18 protein-coding genes and 4 pseudogenes are annotated in these 23,849 nt (G+C 59.5%); 12 read left to right on the forward strand and 10 right to left on the reverse strand.

Features of this window, described 5'->3' with window-relative positions; translation table 11 throughout:
- The 4 genes from ACMX3H_RS11895 to ACMX3H_RS11910 form a co-directional block, all read right to left on the reverse strand.
- Positions 1–1,607 (reverse strand): secretin N-terminal domain-containing protein (locus ACMX3H_RS11895; protein WP_415210986.1); only part of this gene is annotated, 1,607 nt, incomplete at its 3' end.
- Positions 1,597–2,208, reverse strand: a complete 612-nt coding sequence (locus ACMX3H_RS11900) for a hypothetical protein (RefSeq protein ID WP_415210987.1) — start codon at positions 2,206–2,208, stop codon at positions 1,597–1,599. The genes ACMX3H_RS11895 and ACMX3H_RS11900, both read right to left, overlap by 11 nt.
- A 66-nt stretch (positions 2,209–2,274) precedes the next feature.
- The gene (locus tag ACMX3H_RS11905; RefSeq protein ID WP_415210988.1) at positions 2,275–2,715 is read right to left on the reverse strand and encodes a PilN domain-containing protein; all 441 of its coding nucleotides are present in this window, start codon (positions 2,713–2,715) and stop codon (positions 2,275–2,277) included.
- Positions 2,652–2,927, reverse strand: coding sequence for a hypothetical protein (locus ACMX3H_RS11910; protein ID WP_415210989.1), 276 nt, complete (start codon positions 2,925–2,927; stop codon positions 2,652–2,654). The genes ACMX3H_RS11905 and ACMX3H_RS11910 overlap by 64 nt, the downstream gene beginning before the upstream one ends.
- A 117-nt stretch (positions 2,928–3,044) precedes the next feature.
- Here ACMX3H_RS11910 and ACMX3H_RS11915 point away from each other — a divergent pair.
- A pseudogene (locus ACMX3H_RS11915) lies at positions 3,045–4,257 on the forward strand (transglycosylase domain-containing protein); the annotation flags it as partial.
- Between the two features lie 244 nt (positions 4,258–4,501).
- Here the strand turns inward: ACMX3H_RS11915 and nudE are convergent.
- Positions 4,502–5,050: pseudogene (gene nudE / locus ACMX3H_RS11920) on the reverse strand (ADP compounds hydrolase NudE); the annotation flags it as partial.
- 351 nt (positions 5,051–5,401) lie between these two features.
- Between nudE and ACMX3H_RS11925 the strand changes: the two are divergent.
- The 5 genes and pseudogenes from ACMX3H_RS11925 to pckA all read left to right on the forward strand — a co-directional run bounded on the left by ACMX3H_RS11925 (position 5,402) and on the right by pckA (position 11,425).
- A pseudogene (locus tag ACMX3H_RS11925) lies at positions 5,402–7,411 on the forward strand (IgaA/UmoB family intracellular growth attenuator).
- A 169-nt stretch (positions 7,412–7,580) separates the two neighbouring features.
- Positions 7,581–8,279 (forward strand): GMP/IMP nucleotidase, encoded by a 699-nt coding sequence (gene yrfG / locus ACMX3H_RS11930; RefSeq protein ID WP_415210990.1) that lies wholly within the window; start codon positions 7,581–7,583, stop codon positions 8,277–8,279.
- Positions 8,276–8,698: a ribosome-associated heat shock protein Hsp15 gene (hslR, locus tag ACMX3H_RS11935; protein ID WP_415210991.1), complete on the forward strand. Its 423-nt coding sequence runs from the start codon at positions 8,276–8,278 to the stop codon at positions 8,696–8,698. Before yrfG ends, hslR begins: the two co-directional genes overlap by 4 nt.
- A gap of 33 nt (positions 8,699–8,731) precedes the next feature.
- Positions 8,732–9,610, forward strand: coding sequence for an Hsp33 family molecular chaperone HslO (gene hslO / locus ACMX3H_RS11940; RefSeq protein WP_415210992.1), 879 nt, complete (start codon positions 8,732–8,734; stop codon positions 9,608–9,610).
- A gap of 195 nt (positions 9,611–9,805) precedes the next feature.
- On the forward strand, positions 9,806–11,425 hold the full coding sequence (pckA, locus tag ACMX3H_RS11945) for a phosphoenolpyruvate carboxykinase (ATP) (protein ID WP_415210993.1): 1,620 nt from the start codon (positions 9,806–9,808) through the stop codon (positions 11,423–11,425).
- Between the two features lie 115 nt (positions 11,426–11,540).
- Here the strand turns inward: pckA and envZ are convergent, their stop codons facing one another.
- The 3 genes from envZ to greB all read right to left on the reverse strand — a co-directional run bounded on the left by envZ (position 11,541) and on the right by greB (position 14,353).
- Complete coding sequence (gene envZ / locus ACMX3H_RS11950; protein ID WP_415210994.1) at positions 11,541–12,923, reverse strand: two-component system sensor histidine kinase EnvZ; 1,383 nt, start codon at positions 12,921–12,923, stop codon at positions 11,541–11,543.
- On the reverse strand, positions 12,920–13,639 hold the full coding sequence (ompR, locus tag ACMX3H_RS11955) for a two-component system response regulator OmpR (RefSeq protein ID WP_415210995.1): 720 nt from the start codon (positions 13,637–13,639) through the stop codon (positions 12,920–12,922). The genes envZ and ompR overlap by 4 nt, the downstream gene beginning before the upstream one ends.
- A 240-nt stretch (positions 13,640–13,879) precedes the next feature.
- Positions 13,880–14,353: a transcription elongation factor GreB gene (greB, locus tag ACMX3H_RS11960; protein WP_415210996.1), complete on the reverse strand. Its 474-nt coding sequence runs from the start codon at positions 14,351–14,353 to the stop codon at positions 13,880–13,882.
- A gap of 151 nt (positions 14,354–14,504) precedes the next feature.
- Here greB and ACMX3H_RS11965 point away from each other — a divergent pair, with 151 nt between their 5' ends.
- The 5 genes and pseudogenes from ACMX3H_RS11965 to ACMX3H_RS11985 all read left to right on the forward strand — a co-directional run bounded on the left by ACMX3H_RS11965 (position 14,505) and on the right by ACMX3H_RS11985 (position 22,501).
- Complete coding sequence (locus ACMX3H_RS11965) at positions 14,505–16,844, forward strand: Tex family protein (RefSeq protein WP_415210997.1); 2,340 nt, start codon at positions 14,505–14,507, stop codon at positions 16,842–16,844.
- A gap of 773 nt (positions 16,845–17,617) precedes the next feature.
- Complete coding sequence (gene feoA / locus ACMX3H_RS11970) at positions 17,618–17,863, forward strand: ferrous iron transporter A (protein WP_415210998.1); 246 nt, start codon at positions 17,618–17,620, stop codon at positions 17,861–17,863.
- Positions 17,864–17,936: 73 nt separating this feature from the next.
- Positions 17,937–20,243: a Fe(2+) transporter permease subunit FeoB gene (feoB, locus tag ACMX3H_RS11975; protein WP_415210999.1), complete on the forward strand. Its 2,307-nt coding sequence runs from the start codon at positions 17,937–17,939 to the stop codon at positions 20,241–20,243.
- A 9-nt stretch (positions 20,244–20,252) separates the two neighbouring features.
- Positions 20,253–20,495 carry a FeoC-like transcriptional regulator gene (locus tag ACMX3H_RS11980; RefSeq protein WP_415211000.1) on the forward strand — a complete coding sequence of 81 codons (243 nt, stop codon included), beginning with the start codon at positions 20,253–20,255 and terminating at the stop codon, positions 20,493–20,495.
- Positions 20,496–20,813: 318 nt separating this feature from the next.
- Positions 20,814–22,501: pseudogene (locus tag ACMX3H_RS11985) on the forward strand (alpha-amylase family glycosyl hydrolase).
- Between the two features lie 50 nt (positions 22,502–22,551).
- Here ACMX3H_RS11985 and bioH read toward each other — a convergent pair.
- Positions 22,552–23,325, reverse strand: coding sequence for a pimeloyl-ACP methyl ester esterase BioH (gene bioH / locus ACMX3H_RS11990; protein ID WP_415211001.1), 774 nt, complete (start codon positions 23,323–23,325; stop codon positions 22,552–22,554).
- Between the two features lie 86 nt (positions 23,326–23,411).
- Here bioH and ACMX3H_RS11995 point away from each other — a divergent pair, with 86 nt between their 5' ends.
- Positions 23,412–23,738, forward strand: coding sequence for a hypothetical protein (locus tag ACMX3H_RS11995; protein ID WP_415211002.1), 327 nt, complete (start codon positions 23,412–23,414; stop codon positions 23,736–23,738).
- Between the two features lie 3 nt (positions 23,739–23,741).
- Here the strand turns inward: ACMX3H_RS11995 and ACMX3H_RS12000 are convergent.
- Positions 23,742–23,849: transposase domain-containing protein (locus ACMX3H_RS12000; protein WP_415209556.1), on the reverse strand; the 108-nt coding region annotated here is incomplete at its 5' end.

Here is a 23,849-nt window from a genome sequence, read left to right on the forward strand (position 1 = left end):
CTTCTTTTTACGTGCCATGCCATACCCCCGGAAGCTAAAAGTCTCCAGAGTATGGCGGAACAGAAGATGAGCGATCGGACAGAATCGGAATCGCTGATCGGGCGACCGGAATCAGTGATCGGACGTGACCGGAACCAGCAATTAGCTCGTTGGCGCTTAAATAACGCCCCTACTAGCGGGATATCGGCCAATAGCGGCACCCGATCGTTGCTCCGCTGCTTTTGATGCTGGAATATGCCGCCGAGCACGATGGTCTCGCCCTCTGCAATCGTTACCTGGGTTTTAATCTCTTCCGTATCGATGGTCACGCTCTGGCTCTCTCCCTGCTTGATGATACTGCCTGGAACATTCTGGCTCAGCCGCAAATCCAGCGTGATACGCCCGTTGCGCAGAATGCGCGGCGTGACTTCCATGCACAGCACCGCCTCTTTGAACTGGATAGAGGGATGCTTGCCGTGGCCGCTGGTCATCGGGTACGGGATTTGCGTGCCTTGCTTGATGCTGGCGGTCTGCTGATGGGCGGTATAAAGACGCGGGCTGGCCAGAATATCCACCTTGTTTTCCTGCTCCAGCGCGGTCAACTCCAGCTCCAGCATCCGGCCATTGAGACGCGCCAGCGGCAGCCCGATGCGGGCAAAATGCCCTCCGACCGGCATTTTCACGCTGGCGCGCGCATCCTCCGGCGCGGTTTCCCCCGGGTAGCGCCAGTTGACCCCGACCTCGCGCAGGTTTTCCCGGCTGATGGTGACGATATGGGCGGTGATAAGCACCTGCTCAAGCGGCACATCCCAGACGGCTATCCAATCGCTCACGGCGGCTAGGGCGGCGGCGGTATCGCGCAGCACCAGCGAGTTGGTGCGCTTATCGAGCCGAACGCTGCCTCTGGATGACAATAGCGACGTGCACTGGGCGTCAATGCTGCGAACCACGTCGGTCGCGTCGGCGTACTGCAGGGTGATTAACCGGTTAATCAGCGGCGCCCCCTCTTCTCGCAGCGTCGTCGCCGCTTTTTCCTGCCGTTGGTCGTCCTGCGCTTCCTGCTGCGATACCACCAGCGTCTGTCCTTGACGCGTCATCTGCAGGTCGCCTGCCGTCAGCGCCAGCGCCTGCCGCCAGGGCATCTCATGCAGCCGCAGCGTGATCTCGCCCTCAACGCCCTGCGTCACCACCAGGTTCATCCCGCGTTGGGCGGCCAGCGCCTGCAATACCTGCCGTACCGGCGCGTCATCCGCGCGCAGCGATAGCGTGCCCTGCGTGCTACCGCGCCGCAGAGAAAAAGGGGAGGACGGCGGGTGAACCCCCGTGCGATTGCTTTCCCAAGCGGGAGAACCGGGTGGTGACATCCGCACCGGCCGGAACGGATCCCGTATCGCCGCGCCGCCGCTGCCCGCTGATAGAGAAGGCGGATCGTCTGTCGCCATCGCGGGGACCTCGCCCACCGGGATCAAGGGTAAAACGCCCGCCGCCGTGGGGACCTCGCCCGCTGATACGGCCGCTGGGACGGCAAGGACGATGACCAACAGCGGCCACAGGCCCTGCGCTAAACCTGCCCGGGCGTCATGCCGCCTCTTCCCCTGCTCCACGTGGAATGTCTTATTATGCCCCATCCGGCATCTCCCCATCGTCGTTCTCCTTTTCGACCGCAGGCGTTGATTCGTCCGCACGGGTTAATCTGAAATCCAACATCAGTCCTTCGGGTGTCGCTTTTAACGATAATGCCTGCAGGCCAATGCAGCCGTTAAGCGCCGCGATAGCGCTCAGTAAACGCTCAAACCCGGCAAAGTCCGTGGTCACTGCGACCGTCCATCCCGGCCGATCCCCATGGCCCCCCGCGGGCGTGGCCCGCCAGCATAACCCGGCGGGGGGATCGTGCCCCGGCGTCATGAACAGCGATAAAGGGTCCTGCGCCAGCCGCTGGCAGCGCCGTTGCCCGGCGTCGGCGGCTGTCACGGGCCGGGTATGATTGTTTTCGACCGCCGGCACGGCGCCGGTTATTCCGCCGTTCGGCGGCGGCAAGGTTCCCGCGCCCCCGGCAGACAACCGCCGCCCGGGCTCGCCTCTCTGCGCGCTTGACGATGGGGAAATGCCGCCGCGATCCGCGCGCGGCGGCGGGCACTGAGCGTTGAACTGGCACTGCACCTGCTCCAGACGGCGCTTTTCCGGCAGCACAACCCACATGCCGCCGGCATAAATAACGACGGCCGCCACCAGCGCGTACCCCCCCCAGCCATTTTATCGCCGGCCGATCACGCCCTGTTCCCGCGGCCGGCGAAGTCATGCCCCCTCCTCCGACGGCCAGGCCGCTACAAGGGAAAATTGCCAGCGCGACGAGTCCCGCCGCCTGACCTCCCGCCAGCGGAAATTGGGCAACGTTGCGTGATCCGTCAGCCGGCGTCGCAGGGTCACCACCGGCGGATAACCCTCGCTGCAGCCACTGATATAAAGCCGGTCGCCGCGCTGCTCAATCTCGGTAAGCCACAGCTGCGGCGACAACAGCGCCGGTAGTTGCCGAAACAAGTGCACATAGCGCTGATTGGAGATCGCCAGCTGGCGCTGCGCCGTGCTTGCCGACTGTGCGGCGGCGCGGGCTATCGGTCCCGCCTGCGGCGCTTCAGGGAGCGGATGCGTTTCAGCCAGACAGATTTCCAGCGTTAAGCGCTGATGGCGCCAATAGGCGGCAGGCGTGTCAGCGTGACGGGCAGTCCCTTCAGGCAAAGCCGGACCGAAAGACGCCGGGGAAGCCAGCGGCGCAGGGCATCCACCGTGGCCGCCACAGGGCAGGGATCGCCCTGCGCGTCCCGCCCCATTGGTAAAGGAAACTGCCACCAGCCGCGACAGCGCCATTGCGCCCGCTCGCGCGACAAAGCCGGCGCGCGCAGGACGTCCGGCTCCATATCCATGCCTATCCGCCAGCGGTCAAACGCCATGGTTCCCCTTCCCTGAGGCTGGTGACTTAAATTACGTATCCAATAGCAAGGCTAACCTTTATACTAGCGCGGGGTTGTTTATAAACTGCCCAAATGACAAAAAATGGGAATTCTCAGGTGAAGTTCGTAAAATATTTATTTATCTTTGCAGTGTGTTGCATTTTGTTGGGAGCCGCCTCGATATATGGCATGTACCGCTATATCGCGCCCCAATTGCCCGATGTGGCGACGCTGAAAGACATCTGCCTGCAAACGCCAATGCAGGTCTTCTCGGCGGACGGCAAGCTTATCGCCCAATATGGTGAGAAACGCCGTATCCCGCTCATGCTCGATCAAATGCCACCGGAATTGGTGCATGCCTTCGTCGCCACGGAAGACAGCCGGTTCTACGAGCATCACGGTGTGGATCCGGTAGGCATTTTGCGCGCGGCCTCCATTGCCCTGCTTTCCGGCCATGCCTCGCAGGGCGCGGCTACCATTACTCAGCAGCTGGCCCGCAATTTCTTCCTGAGCCCGGAACGGACGCTTATTCGTAAAATCAAAGAGGCGTTTTTGGCGGTACAAATCGAGCAACTGCTAAGCAAAGATGAAATCCTTGAACTTTATTTGAATAAAATTTACCTGGGCTACCGCGCTTACGGCGTTGGCGCGGCGGCGCAGGTCTATTTCGGCAAGGACGTCAGCCAGCTCACGCTAAGCGAGATGGCCATGATCGCCGGTTTGCCGAAAGCCCCCTCCACCTTTAATCCGCTCTACTCCTCCGAACGGGCGCTGGCGCGCCGCAATACCGTCCTGGCGCGCATGCGCGATGAAAATTACATTAGCCAGGCCCTGCGCCAGGTGGGTTCCAATATCAAGCCCTTCCTGTATACCGCCGCGCTGGATAAAGGGTTGACCCTGGCTACCATTCTCAACGATGTGCCCATTTCCCGCTGGGATGCCGGCGCAGGCTACAGCGGACCGGGAACAACTGTATGCCCCCCACGTGATTAGCACGCCGCTGTCGTTTTTGATGCGCGACGCCCTCAACAGCAACATCTTCGGCGAACCCGGCTGGATGGGCATCTGCTGGCGTGCCGCCCGCGATTTGAAGCGCCATGATATTGGCGGCAAAACCGGTACCACTAACGACTCCAAAGACGCCTGGTTCTCCGGCTATGGCCCCGATACGGTTACCACCGTATGGATAGGTTTCGACGATCATCGCCGCAATTTGGGCAAAACCACGGCTTCAGGCGCCATCAGCGATCAGATTTCCGGCGCCGAGGGCGGCGCCAAAAGCGCCCAGCCTATCTGGGATGATTATATGAAGATAGCGCTGGAGGGCATTCCCGAAGAGAAACAGGATCCTCCGCCGGGCATTGTTACCGTCACTATCGATAAGAGCAGCGGCAAGTTGTCCGACGGCGGCGGCAACAGCCGGCCGGAATATTTTATCGACGGCACCCAGCCGAAAGAGCGGGTCGTGCATGAAGTCGACACCACACTCATGGACAACGGCCAGCAGCAAGAGCTGTTTTGATCGAGCGCCGCCGGGCGAAGGTGTTAAGGCCCGGCCAAGGTATTCGCCGCGACGCCTGATTGAGCCAGGCATGGGCGAGAAACAGCGCGCTCACATTGCGCGCCTCGCAAAAATCAGGTTCATCCAGCAACGCCAGCATACGGCTTATCGGCCAACGCACCAGCGGCAGCGGCTCCGGCTCGTCCCCCTGTAGCCGCTGGGGATAGAGATCCTGCGCCACCACGATATGCATTTTGCTGGAGAAATAGGACGGCGCCATACTCAGGCGGCGCAAAAAGGTAAAGGCGCGCCCGCCAAACCCCGCTTCCTCCATCAGTTCGCGATTGGCCGCCTCCATCACCCCTTCGCCGGGGTCGATAAGCCCTTTTGGAAAACCCAGCTCGTAATCCTCAATGCCGGCGCCGTACTCGCGGATCAGCAACAGATGGTCATCCAGCACCGGCACGATCATCACCGCCTCGCGATGGGAAGGCTTCATGCGCTCATACACCCGCCGCGCGCCATTGCTGAACTCCAGATCGACGGATTCAACGGTGAACAGGCGGGACTGGGCAACGGTCGCCACGCGATGTATTTTGGGTTTTTGCAGATTCTTATCCATATCGTTCCCGCAGATTGCGCACAGGATGGCCAGGGGACGCCCGGCCATCGGGTTGGTCAACATTATGTGTTAATAAGGGACCAGGCCGCAACCTGTTTGCACGAACGCCCTTCTCACGCCGTCAAAACGGTGGCGCATAAATCTGGCAAACGGTGAATAAAATAGGAAAATGCTGATATATCCGCGACAGCGGGCTTGTTACCCTCCCCCCAGCATCGGTTACTATGCCTGTTTTACGCCGATGACTCCCTGCGCCCGCCGCAGGCCTATTTGAGCAGCAGCACCGGCGAGAGTCCTTGCAGCGACAGTTAATTTTGGTGTGGTATTTATGAGGTTGTGGGTGGGGTTAGCATGAGCTCAATCGTCTTTGTATTGGCTGGCGTGCTTGCCTGTGCGATGGTTTTGGTTGTCGGCTGGCGCTATTATCGCCGGCGTGCCCGCCCTGTCTCCGTCAAACGTCTGTCGTTCATTCAGCCCTTTCCGCGCAAGCTGACGGCGGAAGAGCGCGCGGCCATCGAGCATTACTTCCATCATAGCCAGCCGCTGGCGCCGCGCAGCGATAATGTCTATTCCGTTACCCACGCCATCACCCGCTATGGCCTGGCGACCGATGCGCCGCATAAATGGCTTTACTATCTCGACAACATCGAAATTCATTTGCCGGCGCAATGGGAACAATTCATCGCCGAAGAAAACCATGTCGAGCTGATAAGGACCGACAGCATGCCGTTGGTGATTTCCCTGAACGGCCATTCGCTGGTGAATTACACGCCGTCCGCGATGGCGCCGGCGCGCTGGTACCCAACTCATCGATGCGCGAACAGGGCAATGAGCAGGTGGAGTTGCTCAAAGTGCGCAAGGAAACGCCGCAGGAGCGGGCCATCAGCCGTCCCTCCGGGCGACGCGAAGCGTTGCTTTGCAGCACGGCGCGGCTGTTGATACTTCTGAGCCTGCTGGCGCCATCGTGGCTCAGCCCTGGCTGGCGGCGCTGGCCGGGTTGCCCGCCGTGCTGGCCGCGTGGCTGCGGTTTCGCCCGACGCCGCCGCGCAACCGCCAGGATATCCACTGTCTGCGAGGGATCCCACGGCGCTGGGGGCTATTCGGCGAATCCGGCCAGGGCAGCATCAGCAATATCTCCCTCGGCAGCCTCGATCTTAAATACCCGGTGCATTTGCAGTCGTATATTGCCCGCGATCTGGACCAGAAAACCGACATCGATATTTATGTCAACAGCCAGGTGGTGCGCCAGGGGCGCTATCTCTCGCTTCATGATGAAGTGAGCTATTTCCCCCTACAGCGCTGGGGCGGGAATCTGATAATACTGTGCAGTTCGCTGTTGGTCCTGGCGTTGCTGCTGGCCTATGTGCCGCTCTCGCTGCCGCTGAAGTTGAGCGTTGCCTGGCTGTAGGGCGCGCAAACGGTGCGCGTCGACAGCGTCGACGCCTTGAATCAGGCCTCGCTGCACATCGGCGATACCCTTTCGGCCCGGGGCACCGGTATGTGCTATATCCAGAGCGACGGCGGCCAAACGCCGTTTTTCCCTTTCGATTGCTCGGCCATTTATTGGAACAACGCCGTACCGCTGCCGATGCCGGAATCCGATACGGTCGATCGCGCCGAAGTGCTGTTGGCGGTGGTGAACAATCAGCTGCATCCGGTCCAGGACAACGAGAATAAAATCACACCGGGGCTGGCCTCCGCCATTCAAAAATCCGGCATGATATTGCTTGATGATTTCAGCGACATCGTGCTGAAGACTCAGGCGTTATGTCAGGATGACGCCGCGCCTTGCCAAAGACTGCAGGCGGCGCTGGTGAATTTGGCCAACGCGCGCGACTGGCCGACGATCGTCAAACGCGCCCGCGCCGGTTCGTTGAAAGGCATCAATGTCCTGCTGCGTCCCGTAAGCACCGATACGCTGGAAGGGCTGGTCAACGCCGCCACCGGGCGGTTTTTTGATCCATAGCGACGAAGATAAACAGCTGGTGGAGACCCCTCCCCCCGGCGCGAACTTCAATGATTACGCCGGCCTGGCGCAATGGCATGAGCTGCAACGGTTGTCTAGCCAGTTGCTGCACACGCCGTTTAACGCCGAGGGCGTTATCACCAATATCACCGTTGACGCCAATGGCACCCGCCACATCGCGCTGCACAGCGAGCCCGAAAGAGTCTCCCTGTGGCGGTAACGTGGGCGCCACGCTGTTGCTGTTGCTGCTGACGGTCGCCGCGTTTAACGCCGTCTTGCTAGTTCGCCGGTTGCACAACGGACGACGCCGGGCGCGGGATATCCAGCGCTATTATGATGGCTGCTTTAACCACGAGGCGGTGGCCTCGGGCGGCAACCGCGTCTGGCGTGGGTGACTGCTGGCCATCGCTGCCTCCCCTCAGGCGGCGAGTCGGCTTAATGCCGGCCATCGGCCTCCGCTCAGTCGGCAAATATGCTACCCTGAAAACTGATTTGACCGTTCGGTGTTAGGCGGTGTTAGGCCACGGCCCTGTTCCCTTATTCCGCTTACATCCTGGAGTCCACATGTCCGCAGCTATCGACTGGTGCCATATTGATACCGTCATTCTTGACATGGACGGGACGCTGCTGGATTTAGCCTTCGATCGCGACTTCTGGCTGTCTCGCGTACCGGCGGCCCTCGGCCGGCGACGCGGTATCACCCCGGCCGAGGCCGGAGCCCTGATAGATCTGGAATATCACAGCGTGCGCCATACATTGAATTGGTACTGCTTTGATTATTGGAGTCGGCGGCTGGCGCTGGATATCGCCGCCATGACCGCCGAGCTTGGCCATACCATGCGGCTGTGCGACGACACGCTGCTGCCGCTGGCCGCGTTGCGGCAGCGCGGCCGACGCTCCATCCTGCTGACCAATGCGCATCCCGATGGCCTGGCGGTAAAAATGCGCCACACCGGTTTAGGCCAGCACCTTGATTTATTACTTTCCACCCATACATTTGGTTATCCGAAGGAAGATCAGCAATTGTGGCGGCGCGTCCGCAAGCATACCGGTTTTGATCCGGCGCGGACGCTATTTATCGACGACAGCGAGCCGATTCTCGACGCGGCCAGCCGCTTTGGTATCCGCTATTGTCTTGGTGTCAGTAATCCCGATTCCGGGCTGGCGCCCCAGACGTTCCGGCGACATCCGGCGCTGAGCGATTACAGCGCGCTGCTGCCCGCGCTGGCCGGCATGATGCCTGACACCCAGGAGGCGAAATGAAAGCCAAAGACGCTAATGGCGATAATCCGGTCGTGCGGCTGGATAAGTGGCTGTGGGCGGCGCGTTTTTATAAAACCCGCGCGCTGGCTCGCGAAATGATTGAAGGGTGCAAAGTTCATTACAATGGACAGCGCAGTAAACCGGGCAAAACGATGGAGCTGGGCGCGGAAATCACGCTGCGTCAAGGCAACGACGAACGTCAGGTGAGCGTACGCACCATTAGCGATCAGCGCCGCCCGGCCAGCGATGCGCAGCAGCTGTATCAGGAGACCGATGCCAGCATCGCCAAGCGGGAGAAAATGGCCGAAGCGCGCAAGCACAATGCCCTTACAATGCCCCATCCGGACAGGCGCCCGGACAAAAAAGAACGCCGCAATCTGATTAAATTTAAATATGGCGAACCGGGTGAGGCGGAATAACCCCTCCCGACGCCGCAGGCATGAGAGACCATAATGACCCATCAAGACCAGTTGCACCGTTATCTTTTTGAAAAATATTCCGTCAGGGGTGAACTGGTGTCATTACAGGAAACCTATCGGCAGGTGCTGGGCCAGCACAACTACACGCCGGCGGTGAAAACGCTGTTGGGGGAACTCCTGGTGGCGACCAGCCTGCTTACCGCCACGCTGAAGTTCACCGGCGAAATCATCGTCCAGCTGCAGGGGGATGGCCCGCTGCGTCTGGCGGTGATTAACGGCGACGATCGGCAAAATATGCGCGGGCTGGCGCGCGTCGACGGCGAAATCGCCGCTGACGCAACCCTGGCGCAAATGGTGGGCAACGGCTATCTGGTCATCACGCTGACGCCCGCCGAGGGCGAGCGGTATCAGGGGGTGGTCGGTCTGGAAGGCCCTCATCTGGCGGACTGTTTGGAAAACTACTTCCTGCAATCGGAGCAGTTGCCGACGCGGCTGTTTATCCGCACCGGCGAGCATCAGGGCCAGGTGGCCGCCGCCGGCCTGCTGCTGCAGGTATTGCCCGGCCAGGATACCCGCGCCGATGATTTTGACCATCTGGCGCAGCTCACCGCGACGGTGAAGGGCGACGAATTGTTCGCTTTGCCGGCCAACGACGTTTTATACCGCCTCTATCATCAAGATGAGGTGACGGTCTACCCGCCGCAATCGGTGCAATTCCTATGTACCTGCTCCCGTCAGCGCTGCGCCGACGCGCTGATTACCCTGGGCGAACAGGAATTGAACGACATGCTCGAGCAGGACGGCGAAATGGATATGCATTGCGATTTTTGCGGCAACCATTACCGTTTTGATGCCGACGCCATCGCGGCCCTGCAGCAGCAGGTGGCGGAAGGTCGCGCGCCGCAGGCCTAGGATTTAACCTATTGCCCCGCCGGACGATTGCCTCTTCGGCGGCATACGTTAAGGTAATAACTTATTTTCCGTGCGCCCATTCACAAAATAACGTAAAGCCTGCCCGGTCAGGTTAATCCTTGATTCATCTCTCGGCGCGCCTACCGCTAACCCCTACAATCGCTAACGGTACTTATTGGACTAAGGAGCAGTGACATGGTAAGTGAGAGGATTACCCCGCAGCAATGGCTCAGTTATGGAATAACGGGCTGCCGCGAACTGGTGTACAACCCAGGGTACGACCAACTGTTTGCAGAAGAAACCGACCCCGCCCTCGACGGGTTTGAACGCGGTACGCTTACCCGATCGGGCGCGGTGGTGGTGGATACCGGGATTTTCACCGGCCGGTCGCCGTTCGATAAGTATCTGGTGCGTGACGCTAAGACCCGCGACACCCTGTGGTGGTCCGATCAGGGCAAAGGCGCCAATGACAATCATCCCCTTGGCCAGCAGACCTGGGATCACCTTAAAAAGCGGGTTGGCCAGCAGCTAAGCGGCAAGCGCCTGTTTGTCATTGATGCTTTCTGCGGTGCCAATGAGGATAGCAGGCTTAAGGTGCGTTTTGTCACCGAGGTGGCCTGGCAGGCGCATTTCGTAAAAAATATGTTCATCCGGCCTAGCGACGAGGAGCTGCGCGGTTTTGAACCGGATTTTGTGGTGCTCAACGGCGCCAAATGCACCAACCCCGACTGGCGCGAACAGGGCCTGCATTCAGAAAACTTTGTCGCTTTCAATCTCACGGAAGGCATCCAGCTTATCGGCGGCACCTGGTACGGCGGCGAAATGAAAAAAGGGCTGTTCTCGGTGATGAACTACCTGCTGCCGCTGAAAGGGATCGCTTCCATGCACTGTTCGGCCAACGTCGGCGCCGATGAGGATGTCGCGCTGTTCTTCGGCCTTTCCGGCACCGGCAAAACCACGCTGTCGACCGATCCTCGCCGCCGTCTGATAGGTGATGATGAACACGGCTGGGACGACGATGGCGTATTCAATTTTGAAGGGGGATGTTACGCCAAAACCATCCGCCTTTCCCCCGAGGCCGAGCCGGAGATTTATCAGGCGATTCGCCGTAACGCGCTGCTGGAAAATGTGGTGGTGCGGACGGACGGCAGCGTGGATTACGACGACGGCAGTAAGACCGAAAACGCCCGCGTTTCTTATCCCATCGATCATATCGAGAATATCGTCAAACCGGTCTCGCGCGCCGGACACGCGACGCGCGTCATTTTCCTGACGGCGGATGCCTTCGGCGTCTTACCGCCGGTCGCCAGCCTGTCGATGGAACAGGCGCAGTATCATTTCCTGTCCGGCTTCACCGCCAAACTGGCGGGGACCGAGCGGGGCGTGGTGGCGCCGGTGCCCACCTTCTCCGCCTGCTTTGGCGCGGCGTTTTTGTCGCTGCATCCCACCGCCTACGCCGATGTGCTGGCCAAACGCATGAACGCCGCCGGCGCCCACGCCTTTTTGGTCAATACCGGCTGGAACGGCAGCGGTAAACGGATCTCCCTGAAAGACACGCGGGCGATTATCAACGCCATTTTACGCGGTGACATTGACGATGCGCCGACGGCGACCCTGCCTATCTTTAATCTCACGATACCCACCGCGCTGCCGGGCGTGGACGGCGCGATCCTCGACCCGCGCGCTACTTACGCCAACGCCGGCGAATGGCGGACCAAGGCAGAAGATCTGGCCCAGCGTTTTATCGATAATTTCGCAAAATTTACCGACACCCCTGCAGGGGCGGCGCTGGTGAGCGCTGGTCCACAGCGCTAACGCTTTTTACCCCGGCGTCAAGGGCGGCGATGCCTTCTCGTCAAAGCACCGCGCTACGGCGGACCGCCTGGATGCGGCGATGCTTCTGGCCGTGACGCCGTGTAATGTCTGCCGCTTAGTCGGCGCTTTTGCCGGCGGCTTTGGCTTTGCTGACGCTGGCGCCTTGATCCATTGATGCGACCGGCAGCGGTAAATAGGCGCGGATACGCAGCCCCTGCCGGACGCTGCGGCCGATTTCCAGCTTACCGGCATGGGCATCGATGATGCGCTGCACAATGGCCAGACCGAGGCCGGTACCGCTGGTGCTGCGCGCGCTGTCGCCGCGCCCGAACGGCTGGAACAGATACTGCAGCTGATCCGGCTTAATGCCCGGACCATCGTCCTCGACCTCAAACCAAACGCGGTTGGTTTCACGGCCGCTATTCACCTTGATCCAGCCGTTGCCGTAGCGCGCCGCGTTCACCACCATATTCAGCGCAGCCCGCTTGATGGACAGCGGGTTAACGTTAACAATCAGCTCCTCGCCGTAGATATCGGTTTCAATCACGCGCTCATAGCCGCTCTCCGCCACCACCACTTCGGTCAGGATGCTGTTCAGATCCGCCATTTCGGTCTGCATTTCCTGGCCGGTACGCAGATAATCGATAAACTGCTCGATAATGGCGTTGCACTCTTCGATATCTTTATTGATCGACTCGGCAAGGTAACCGTCTTCCGCGCTCATCATTTCCGTCGCCAGGCGGATGCGGGTCAGCGGGGTCCGTAAATCATGGCTGACGCCGGCCATCAATAAGGTCCGATCATCCGCCAGTAGCTTGACGCCGGCGGTCATCTGATTAAAAGCACGCGTCACCAAGCGCACCTCCGAGGCGCCATATTCCCGCAGCGGCGGCGGAATAATGCCCTTCCCCACCTGCAGCGCGGCATGTTCCAAATCCACCAGCGGTCGGTTCTGAATACGAATAAAAAGCCAAGCGCCGCCGATGGCCAATAACATAATCGCCAGGGTGTAGCGGAACAGCGGCGAGAAATCCCCTTGATGGATTTCGGTCAGCGGAATGCGTACCCAAATATCCGGCGATAACCAGGTTTTCAGCCAGACAACGGGGGAATTTTTAGTGACCTCGACGCGCACGTCGGTCGGGCCGCCCAACTGCTGCGCCATTTGCTGGCTCAGAAACTCATAATGCTGCGCCCAGCGCAAACCGCTCTCTTCCGCGGCCGGATTGGTATACAGCGAGATACCCAATTCACGGTAAATTTCGCGCCGAAACGCCGGCGGCACTTCCAGTAACGTACCGTCCTCCAGCTGCAGCCGGTCAGTCATCAACATTCTGACTTCATAAGCCAGAACCTTATTGAACTGTTGCAGACTCGGTAGAATAGCGAAATTCAGAACCACCAGATAGGTCGTTACCAGGCTGACGAACAGCAAGGTAACGATTAACAGCAGGCTGCGGGCGAAGGAACTGTGCGGAGAGATGCGCCATCGCATCATGCTTTACTGCCGTCCGGCACAAAGACATAGCCCAGACCCCACACGGTCTGTATATAGCGCGGATGAGCCGGATCTTCTTCCACCATGCGCCGCAGACGCGAAATCTGCACATCAATGGAGCGCTCCATGGCACTATACTCGCGGCCACGCGCCAGGTTCATCAACTTATCGCGGGACAACGGCTCGCGCGGATGGCTGACCAACGCTTTGAGCACCGCGAATTCACCGCTGGTCAGCGGCATCGGCTCATCTTCGCGAAACATCTCGCGCGTGCCGAGGTTAAGCTTGAATTTGCCAAAGGCGATAATCGCCTCTTCCTGCGACGGCGCGCCCGGCAGCTCGTTGGCCTGCCGGCGCAGTACCGCGCGGATGCGGGCCAGCAACTCGCGCGGGTTGAAGGGCTTGGGAATATAGTCATCAGCGCCGATTTCCAGACCAACGATCCGGTTCACTTCTTCCCCTTTGGCGGTAACCATAATGATAGGCATCGGGTTGCTCTGGCTGAGCAGCCGGCGGCAGATAGACAGGCCGTCTTCACCCGGTAGCATCAGATCCAGCACCATTAAATGGAAGGATTCCCGCGTCAGCAGACGATCCATCTGCTCAGCGTTGGCGACGCTGCGTACCTGAAAGCCCTGTTCGGTCAAATAACGCTCAAGGAGCGCCCGCAGGCGCATATCGTCATCCACAACCAGGATTTTGTAATTCTCTTGCATTGTCTCTCTCCCAAAGGCGAAACGCCCGTAAAGGATATTGTTCAAAAACCGGTGGATCACTGACAGCGATTTCAGGTGACCATTCTAAGCGAAATTGTTACAAAGCATATGAAGATGCGTAGTTATCAACACTTTCCGCGCCTGATCGACCCGATAATAACATCTGTCGTGCCGTCGCGAATAATAATTAACGTCCGCGCCCGCGCGCACTTTAACGGCGGCGTCACCGTTCCGCGCGCATTATTCGCGGTAGGCGATGGCGGTGATATACCAGATGCGGCGCCCGCCGGGGGTCATCACCTCCGCCTCGTCATCCACCGCCTTTTTTATCAAAGCGCGCGCCATAGGCGAGTCGATAGAGATGTAGTCCTTATGTTTGTAGATTTCATCGAGGCCGTCGATACGAAAGCGTTTTGTTTCCCCCTCCGGGCTTTCCACCTCCACCCAGGCGCCAAAAAAAACCCGGCCCTCCTGCTGCGGGGAGTAGTCCACCACCCGCGCCTCTTTCAGCACGCGGCGCAAATAGCGCACCCGCCGGTCAATCTCGCACAGGATCTTCTTGTTATAATGGTAATCCGCATTTTCACTGCGATCCCCCAGGCTGGCGGCACAGGCCACCTTTTCGGTTATTTCCGGCCGATAGCGTTTCCACAGGTGGTCCAGCTCATCCTGCAATTCCTGGTAGCCCTGACGGGTAATTAGGTTGGTCTTCATCGTCACCTATCGTCGCAATACATCGCCAATAACGGCAATATACCATAGCGGTGCCGACGGTTAACGAACCCGGGCGGCTGGCATTTTGCCGCCGCAAACCGTATAACTGTGCAGGCCCGAGCAATCCTTATGACAAAATGAACTGTAACGCATGAATAGAGAGTCATTGAACCATCTTATCGCCGGCGAGCTGAAAGCCCGGGCGGAGCAGGTGGACGCCGCGGTGCGGCGGCTGGACGAAGGCAACACCGTGCCTTTTATCGCCCGTTATCGTAAAGAAGTCACTGGCGGCCTGGACGATACGCAGTTGCGTACGCTGGAAACGCGTCTGAGTTACCTGCGCGAGCTGGACGAGCGACGCCAGAGTATTCTGAAATCCATCGACGAACAGGGCAAACTGACCGAGGCTCTGTCCGCGGCAATCCAGGGGACCCTGAGCAAGACCGAGCTGGAAGATCTCTACCTGCCCTACAAGCCCAAACGCCGTACCCGCGGCCAGATAGCCATCGAGGCGGGGCTGGCGCCGCTGGCGGATAGGCTCTGGCAGGATCCGTCCACGGACCCCGATACCGCGGCGGCCGATTTCGTGAATCCCGATGCCGGCGGGGCCGACGCCAAAGCGGCCCTTGACGGCGCGCGCTATATTCTGATGGAGCGCTTTGCCGAAGATGCTGCCTTGCTGGCGAAAATTCGCGCCTATTTGTGGAAAAACGCCCATCTGGTGGCGCGGGTCGTCCCCGGCAAAGAAGAAGATGGCGCCAAATTCCGCGACTATTTCGACCACCACGAGCCGCTGTCCCAGGTGCCGTCCCATCGTGCGCTGGCCATGTTGCGCGGACGCAACGAGGGCGTGCTGCAGCTAGCGTTGAACGCCGATCCGCACACGGATGAGCCGCCGCGCGCCAGCTACTGCGAGGAAATGATTGCCGATCATTTGCAGGTGCGCTTCAACCAGGCGCCGGCAGACGGCGGGCGCAAGACGGTCATCAGTTGGACCTGGCGCATCAAAATCCTGATGCACCTGGAAACCGAATTGATGGGCAGCATGCGTGAAAAGGCCGAGGAGGAAGCGATCCAGGTCTTCGCCCGCAACATGCATGATTTATTGATGGCGGCGCCGGCGGGATTGCGCGCCACCATGGGACTGGATCCGGGGCTGCTCACCGGCGTCAAGGTCGCGGTAGTCGACGCCACGGGCAAACTGGCGACGACGGATACCCTCTACCCGCATACCGGCCAGGCCGATAAAGCCGCGGCGGCGGTCACGGCGCTGTGTCTGAAACATCATGTCGAGCTGGTCGCCATCGGCAACGGCACCGCATCGCGCGAAACCGAGCGCTTTTATGCCGAGGTGCAAAAGCGCTATCCAGACATGAAAGGGCAAAAGGTGATTGTCAGCGAGGCCGGCGCGTCGGTCTATTCCGCCTCGGAGCTGGCGGTGCAGGAATTCCCCGATTTGGATGTCTCGCTGCGCGGTGCGGTCTCCATCGCCCGCAGGCTGCAGGATCCGCTGGCGGAGCTGGTCAAAATCGATCCGAAATCCATCGGTGTCGGTCAATATCAGCACGATGTCAGCCAAAGCCAGCTGGCGAAAAAACTGGATACGGTGGTGGAGGGCTGCGTCAACGCCGTCGGCGTCAATTTGAACACCGCCTCGGTGCCGCTGCTGATTCGCGTCGCCGGCCTGACGCGTATGATGGCGCAGAATATTGTCAACTGGCGCGATGAGAACGGCCGTTTCCGCGAGCGTCAACAGCTGCTGAAAGTCCCCCGTTTAGGCCCCAAGGCCTTTGAGCAATGCGCCGGCTTCCTGCGCATCAATCACGGCGACAACCCGCTTGACGCCTCTACCGTGCATCCGGAGAGTTATCCGGTGGTGGAGCGGATTTTACAGGCCACGGAGAAATCCTTAAGCGATTTGAGGGGCGATCCGGCTACGCTGCGCGGCCTGAGTCCGTCCCGCTTCACCGATGAGCGCGTCGGTTTGCCCACCGTCACCGATATCATCAAAGAGCTGGAAAAGCCGGGACGCGACCCGCGGCCCGAGTTCAAAACCGCCACCTTTGCCGACGGTGTTGAAACGCTACAGGATCTCACGCAGGGTATGGTGCTGGAGGGTACGGTAACCAACGTGACCAACTTTGGCGCCTTCGTGGATATCGGCGTACATCAGGACGGGTTGGTACATATCTCCTCCCTGTCCGATCGGTTCATCGACGATCCGCACAAAGTGGTGAAAGCCGGCGATATTGTCAAAGTGAAAGTCATGGACGTCGACATGGCGCGCAAGCGCATCGCCTTGACCATGCGGCTCGATGAACGGCCGGGGGAAGCGCCAGCGCGCCGGGACATGGGTGAGCGCCGGCGGGACAGCGGCGCAACGGCGTCTCGTCCCCCCGCTCGCGGCGGCGGCCGCCAATCCGGTAATGCCGCGGGCGGCAACAGCGCGATGAGCGATGCGCTGGCGGCCGCGCTGGGCAAACGGCGCTGAAAACGGCGGGACAGCGGCAACGGGACCCCGTCATCCAAGGGCGCCGGCAGGTCGGCGCCAAATGGACGGTGGAAACGGGCCTGCGCCCTACCTGGGCGGCGCCCACTGTCCCCTGCCCTTTACCGCCGCTCACGGGTCAGCGCTGCTTAACAGCGGGTGGCGCTCGCGGCGCCGGTACCGTCCGCCGTCCCTGAGCGTCCACGGTTGAAAAAAAGTCCGTGCGGCTTTTGCCGGCACAGGCGGTACTGGAGCGATAACGTTCACATGTATGTTTACCTCGGCCAAGAGAATAGAAAATTGGTAAATAAATTATCATTATAATTATTTCAATATTACTATTCTCATGCAGTCGATAATTACATCAAGTTTTAATGATTAACACAATATTTTAATTACACTATTTTGACGCTTATTTAATGTTTACTGTCTATTGGCACAGGGTTATTTTCATTTTCCGCCGTGCGCCATGGCTAATAAAAATAGGCGACCCCCACTCCATCGGTCGAAATCACCTAGACGCATAAAAAAATTAAACACATAGCGTTGCATGAAGTCATCGGTAATATATTTTTGCGATCGCCGCTGAAAAAAAGAATTTGGTTGATGATTTGTTTTATTTAGCACAGGTGATAAAATTATTTTTAATGATAACTATTACTTTTACCATTTGCATTAATTAACACTGCACCTGTCCGGTCTGACAAACGATACCCCCGGACGCCGAGGTTATTACCGTTTCCACCGCGCTTTCGGTCACCATCAAGAAGGTCACTATGCAACTGCAATTGCAATTGCAATTGCAATTGCAGCACCATTATAAAATTACCGGCTATGCCAAAGAGATCCCTCCCGCCTTTCGGCAAAAAATGCTGTCCCTTGGCATGTTGCCCGGCAGTTCGTTCCAGGTGGTGCGCGTCGCCCCGCTGGGCGATCCCGTGCAAATCGAGTTGCGGCGGGTACAGCTGGTATTGCGAAAGAAAGATCTGTCATTGCTGCTATTGAGCCGTACCGACTATTGACCCGCCCTGCTCCGAACGCGCCGCGCGCCCGGGGTAATCCGTTTGTATTTGTCACTGCTTACAGGTTTCATTAATGATCACTACACACACTGTGGCCTTGATCGGTAATCCCAACGCCGGTAAAACCACCCTGTTCAACCAGTTGACCGGTGCCCGCCAGCGGGTTGGTAACTGGGCCGGCGTCACGGTGGAACGTAAAGAAGGCTTTTTCACCACCCCCGCGCAGCGTATTACGCTGGTCGATCTGCCGGGCGCTTACTCTCTGACCACGCTGTCGCAGCAATCCTCGCTGGACGAGCAAATCGCCTGTCGGTATATCCTCGAACGGCAGGCCGATGTGCTTATTAACGTGGTCGACGCCGCCAATCTGGAGCGTAATCTTTATCTGACTCTGCAGTTGCTGGAACTGGGTATTCCCTGCATCGTGGCGCTGAATATGCTGGATATCACCTGTAGCCATGGCATTACCATCGATATCCCGGCGCTGGAGCAACGGCTCGGCTGCCTGGTGATCCCGCTGGTATCCACCCGCGCCGAAGGCATTGAAACCTTGAAGGCGCGGCTGGACGGCCCGCTACCGGCGGCACCGTCCCTCACAGTCGACTATCCGCCCGCCGTCCGCCAAGCGGTGGAACAGCTTCTGCCATTTACCCCTCACGAGTATTCGCCGCGCCAGCGGCGCTGGCTGGCGCTGCATATGCTGGAAGGGGACATTCACAGCCGTGAGTTGCTGACCTCGCCCCAACAGCTGGAAAGCCTGCGTGCGGGCCTGCAACAGGATGCGGCGCTGGCGATCGCCGATGCCCGCTACGCCACGATCATCGTCCTTTGTCAGGCCGTCAGTAACGGCCATTTGACGCAGACCAACCGCCTGACCGCGCGTCTTGACGCCGTGCTGCTCAACCGCTGGCTTGGCGTGCCGCTGTTTTTTATGGTGATGTATCTTATGTTCATCCTCGCCATCAACCTCGGCGGCGCCCTGCAGCCGCTGTTTGAGGGCGGATCCGCCGCGTTGTTCATCGACGGCACCCAGTGGCTGGGTTATCAGCTGCACGCGCCGCAGTGGTTAACCCTGCTGCTCGCCCAGGGCGTGGGCGGCGGGATCAATACCGTGCTGCCGCTTATTCCGCAAATCGGCATAATGTATTTGTGCCTGTCGTTTTTGGAAGATTCCGGCTATATGGCGCGCGCCGCGTTCGTCATCGACCGGCTGATGCAGTCCCTCGGCCTACCGGGCAAGTCGTTCGTACCGCTGATTGTCGGTTTCGGCTTCAATGTGCCGTCGGTGATGGGCTCACGTACGCTCAACGCGCCGCGCGAGCGGCTGATGACCATCATTATGGCGCCCTTCATGTCCTGCGGCGCGCGGCTGGCGATTTTCGCCGTTTTCGCCGCTACTTTTTTCGGCCAGCACGGCGCGACCTTGGTGTTTTCGCTGTATCTGCTGGGAATTGTGGTCGCGATCCTTACCGGATTGATGCTGAAATATACGCTAATGCGGGGCGAAGCGATTCCTTTCATCATGGAGCTGCCGGTGTATCACGTGCCGCACATCAAAAGCCTGCTGCTGCAAACCTGGCAGCGGCTGAAAGGCTTCGTGCTTCGGGCCGGCAAAGTCATCGTCCTAGCCAGCATGCTGATTGGCGCCCTCAACAGCTTCACCCTGCACGGCGAAGCGGCGGACAGCGTCAACCACTCCGCGCTGGCGGCGGTGAGCAAAACCCTGACCCCTCTGCTCAAGCCGATGGGCGTCCATGAGGATAATTGGCAGGCCACGGTCGGGCTGATTAGCGGCGCGATGGCGAAAGAGGTCGTGGTGGGGACGCTGAACACGCTGTATACCGCCGAACAGATCACCCGTACCCCGTTTGAGCCGGACACGTTCGATCTGTTAGAGGAATTGTCAGGCGCCATGACGGAAACCTGGCAGGGCCTGCAGGATGTCTTTAGCTTTAGCGTTCTTGCCAACCCTATCGAAGCCAGCAAAGGCGACGGCGAGATGAGCGGCGGCACCATGGGAATGATGAGCAGCAAATTCGGCAGCGCCACCGCCGCTTACAGTTACCTGATCTTCGTTCTGTTGTATGTGCCCTGTATTTCGGTCCTCGGTGCCATTACCCGCGAAAGCAGCCGCGGCTGGATGCTACTGTCCGCGCTATGGGGCGTCAATGTGGCCTATTCGCTGGCAACGCTGTTCTATCAGGCGGCCACCTTTATGCAGCATCCCCTGTACAGCGCGACGGCGATGGCGGCGATTATCGTGGTCAACGGTCTTTTGATTGCCTGCCTCTACCGCTGTCGGGATCGTTTCCAGCCGGGGCTGTCCGCGGCGGAATCTTCACCCTGTTGCCAGCCCGCCGGCGGCGAAAGCTGTCACTAAGGAGGCGCGGTGTCCGGACTGATGCAGCTACGCGACGCGCTGGAATTGATGGGCCAAGCGGACGCGCGCGTGCTGAGCCTGCGGCTGCGGCTGCCCCAGGCGATGGCTGCGGCGATGCTGGAACGGTTGGAGATGATGGGCCAGGCCGAGCGGGTGACCGGCGACGATACAGCCGCCGGCGCCTGCCGCGCCTGCTCGCGCAGCGCCCACTGCCGGCTGCCATGCTATCGGTTGCGTTCGCCGGCCGCTTAGTCCGCTATGCCCAAAGCAAATGACAATACGCTCACCGATGCCCGCCGCCATCGCTGCCGGCTGCCCTGTTAACGGTGCGTTTGCCGACGGTGCGTCGATTCGGGGCAGCGCCTGAAAAATACGCTTTCCGGCGCATTCTTAGCGTCGGAATTAATCCACTGAAATGTCAATTATTTTCCGCATTTCCACCGCCTTCCCCGCCCGCAGCTGTTATCAATCACCTTGGCGATTTCGCTCCCAGTAGCTACAGTGACAACAAGGTATCATTGCCACGTTTATACTGTGGCAGCACGTTCGTTACATCAACAAGGTGCCATGATGGAAGCCATAACCCGCTTGCTGAGAGAGATTTACCCTACCGCCTTAAGCCAGGGGCAACTGGACACCATCAAGAGCCAGATCAGCTTCGCCAAGTCCACGCCGCACCAGGCGCGCAAAACGTACTGGGATCAGGACGATGTTGTACTTATCACCTACGCCGACCAGTTTATGGAGGCGGAGAAACCCACTCTTGACACCTTCACCACCTTTTTTAATCACCGCCTGCGCAACACGTTTTCCCTGGTGCATTTGCTGCCGTTCTACCCCTACTCTTCCGACGATGGTTTTTCCGTCATCGATTATCAACAGGTAAACCCTATCGTCGGCAGTTGGCAGCAGATTGGCCAGCTCAATCACGCCACCCGGCTGATGTTCGATTTTGTCTGTAATCACATGTGCGCCGAAAGCCAGTGGGTGAAAGGCTATCTGGCGGGTCAGCAGGCCTATGACGATTTCTTTATCGCGCTCCCCCCCGCCACCGATCTTAGCAGCGTGACACGCCCGCGCACGTCGCCGTTGTTGACGCCGTTTACCGCGCAAGACGGCAGTACTCGCTATCTCTGGACCACGTTCAGCGCCGATCAGGTGGATCTCAACTTTAACAATCCCCAAGTACTGATCACCGTTATCGGCGTATTGCTGCACTACTTGATTCAAGGCGCGGACTATATTCGCCTGGACGCGGTGGGCTATCTCTGGAAGGAGGTGGGTACCCGTTGCATCCATTTACCCCGCACCCATTTGCTGGTGAAACTGTTTCGCGCCATCTGCGATGAGATTGCGCCGGGAACGGTCATTATTACCGAAACCAACGTGCCCCATCAGGATAACATCAGCTATTTCGGCAACGGCCGCGATGAAGCGCAGATGGTATACCAGTTTCCGCTGCCGCCGCTGGTGCTGCACGCGCTGCACAACGGCAGCAGCCGCGCCCTGCGCCACTGGGCGGCGGGGCTGGACATCGGCGGCGGCGGCACCATCTTTTTCAATTTTCTCGCCTCCCATGACGGCATCGGTATGAATCCGCTGCGCGGCATTCTGCCGGAGGCGGAAATCATCCGGCTCGTGCGCGATCTGGAGACGGAAGGCGTGCTGGTGTCCTATAAACAAAATACCGATGGCACCACCAGCCCTTATGAAATCAACTTACCTATCTGGATGCGCTCAACCGGCGCGAGGATAGCGACGAGACACGGCTGAGCCGCTTTATCCTCGCCCATGCCATTTTGTTGGCGTTTCCGGGCGTGCCGGCAATTTATATCCAGAGTATCCTCAGGTCGCGTAATGACTATGAAGGGGTGAAGGCCGCCGGCCATAACCGCGCGGTCAATCGCGAGAAATACCCGCTGAAAAACATCGAAGCGATGTTGGATGAGGAAACCAGCTTGCGCTCGCGGGTATGCCGGGCGCTGAGCGCCCTTATCCGGCTGCGTCGCCGGCAACAGGCGTTTCATCCCGATGCGGCCATGGAGGTGCTGGAGTGGGATAATGCTCTACTCGCCTTTTACCGCCGCGCCGCCGGCCAACGGCTGCTGTGTATCTTTAATTTGGCGAATAAAACGGTGAGCTGCACCTTGCCGGACGGCGACTATCGCCTGCTGACCTCTGACGGTTCGGTTAGCGGCGGCCCGCTAACCCTCACGCCCTATACATTCTACTGGCTTGAACCCCTGAGCGACCGCTGACGCGATCAGGCAACGGTCCGGCTTGGGCCGCATACCCGCCGCTGACGCAATTAGGCAACGAACCGGCTGAAGTCGCACAGCGCCTGGCAGAAAAGCGCTGGATGAGAAATGAACGGCGCATGCGCCGCGCCGGCAAAGACGATGCTCTGGCTGGCGGGACTGAATTCATCCACCAGGGGGACCACTTTACGCGGCACCAGGCCGTCCAGATAGCCGTACAGGCGCAGCAGCGGCACGTCAAGCCGTCCCAGCGTCGAGCGCAAATCACTGGCGCGCAGCAGCGCCAGCCCGCCGGCCAGAACTTCGGTCTCGGGCGTCGGCGGCGCCAGTACCACGCTTTTCAGCCAGCGCGCATCTTGACGGGCGGACTCGGTTCCCAGGGTTTGCAGGCCGAGAAAACGGCTGACGGTTCGGGTGAAATCCGAGCGCAGCTCGTGCGCAAAGCCTTCCAGCACCTCCGGCCGTATCCCTGGCCAGTCGCCGTCTGCGCAAAAACGCGGAGAAGAGGCCACGGTAATCAGACCAGCTACCGCGTGCGGCCGCCGGCAAGCCACCGTGGTCGCCACCAGCCCGCCGAGTGACCAGCCTAACCATAGCGCGCCGGCGGGGGCCCGTGACGCCACTTCCTCCGCCATCTGCTCAAGCGTCAGCGCCCCGTATCCGCGGCTGCGGCCATAGCCCGGCAGATCGACCAGGTGCAGGCGAAAATGCGGCGCCAGCCGCGGAATAATGCAAGACCAGACGCCGGCATTCAGTCCCCATCCGTGCAGCAGCACAAGATCGCGATCGCCGGTACCGGTCGTTTGCCAAAACAGTGACGTCATCTGTTATTGTCCAAAAGTTGGAAACAAAAAAGGGTTGACCCTATGCTAACAATCAGCGCCCTGTGTTGGCTATGCCGGCAACCGCTTTGGTTCAGCCATCACGGCGTTTGCCGCGGCTGCGTCAGGGTACTGCTAGCGGAGCAGGGAACCGCCTGCCCGCGCTGCGGACAAAACTCAAATATCAGGGCGACACCGGCCTTGCCCGCGGGCTGGCCCGACTATTGTGGCTGCGCTGGCGCGATCGCGCCGCCGAGGGGGATGAGAAGCCGGATTTGTTGCTTAATGTGCCTTTGCATGCCTACCGTCACTGGCGTAGGGGCTATAATCAAACCGAACTGCTCGCCACTGCGCTTGCGCGCTGGCTAAAGGTCCCTTGGCAGGCTCAGGTAAGCGTACGCCCAGCGCCGTATTGACAGTTATTCAGCAGGGATGGTGAGGTTCCACGGCAGGAGCTCTTTGATTTTGTTGATGGGATGATCCGCGATAATCGCCAGCACATGGCGCAGATACGCTTCCGGCTCCAC

The organism is Sodalis sp. (in: enterobacteria), from assembly GCF_047607725.1.
In the GTDB taxonomy this organism is placed as follows: Bacteria; Pseudomonadota; Gammaproteobacteria; order Enterobacterales; family Enterobacteriaceae; genus JBLKSS01.

What these genes read in the sequence shown, in the direction of transcription:
- hslO (WP_415210992.1), top strand. Translation starts at nt 8,732, where the DNA reads ATGACCCATCAAGACCAGTTGCACCGTTATCTTTTTGAAAAATATTCC.
- yrfG (WP_415210990.1), top strand. Translation starts at nt 7,581, where the DNA reads ATGTCCGCAGCTATCGACTGGTGCCATATTGATACCGTCATTCTTGAC.
- ACMX3H_RS11910 (WP_415210989.1), bottom strand. Translation starts at nt 2,927, where the DNA reads ATGGCGTTTGACCGCTGGCGGATAGGCATGGATATGGAGCCGGACGTC.
- pckA (WP_415210993.1), top strand. Translation starts at nt 9,806, where the DNA reads ATGGTAAGTGAGAGGATTACCCCGCAGCAATGGCTCAGTTATGGAATA.
- ACMX3H_RS11965 (WP_415210997.1), top strand. Translation starts at nt 14,505, where the DNA reads ATGAATAGAGAGTCATTGAACCATCTTATCGCCGGCGAGCTGAAAGCC.
- hslR (WP_415210991.1), top strand. Translation starts at nt 8,276, where the DNA reads ATGAAAGCCAAAGACGCTAATGGCGATAATCCGGTCGTGCGGCTGGAT.
- ompR (WP_415210995.1), bottom strand. Translation starts at nt 13,639, where the DNA reads ATGCAAGAGAATTACAAAATCCTGGTTGTGGATGACGATATGCGCCTG.
- feoA (WP_415210998.1), top strand. Translation starts at nt 17,618, where the DNA reads ATGCAACTGCAATTGCAATTGCAATTGCAATTGCAGCACCATTATAAA.
- bioH (WP_415211001.1), bottom strand. Translation starts at nt 23,325, where the DNA reads ATGACGTCACTGTTTTGGCAAACGACCGGTACCGGCGATCGCGATCTT.
- feoB (WP_415210999.1), top strand. Translation starts at nt 17,937, where the DNA reads ATGATCACTACACACACTGTGGCCTTGATCGGTAATCCCAACGCCGGT.
- greB (WP_415210996.1), bottom strand. Translation starts at nt 14,353, where the DNA reads ATGAAGACCAACCTAATTACCCGTCAGGGCTACCAGGAATTGCAGGAT.
- envZ (WP_415210994.1), bottom strand. Translation starts at nt 12,923, where the DNA reads ATGATGCGATGGCGCATCTCTCCGCACAGTTCCTTCGCCCGCAGCCTG.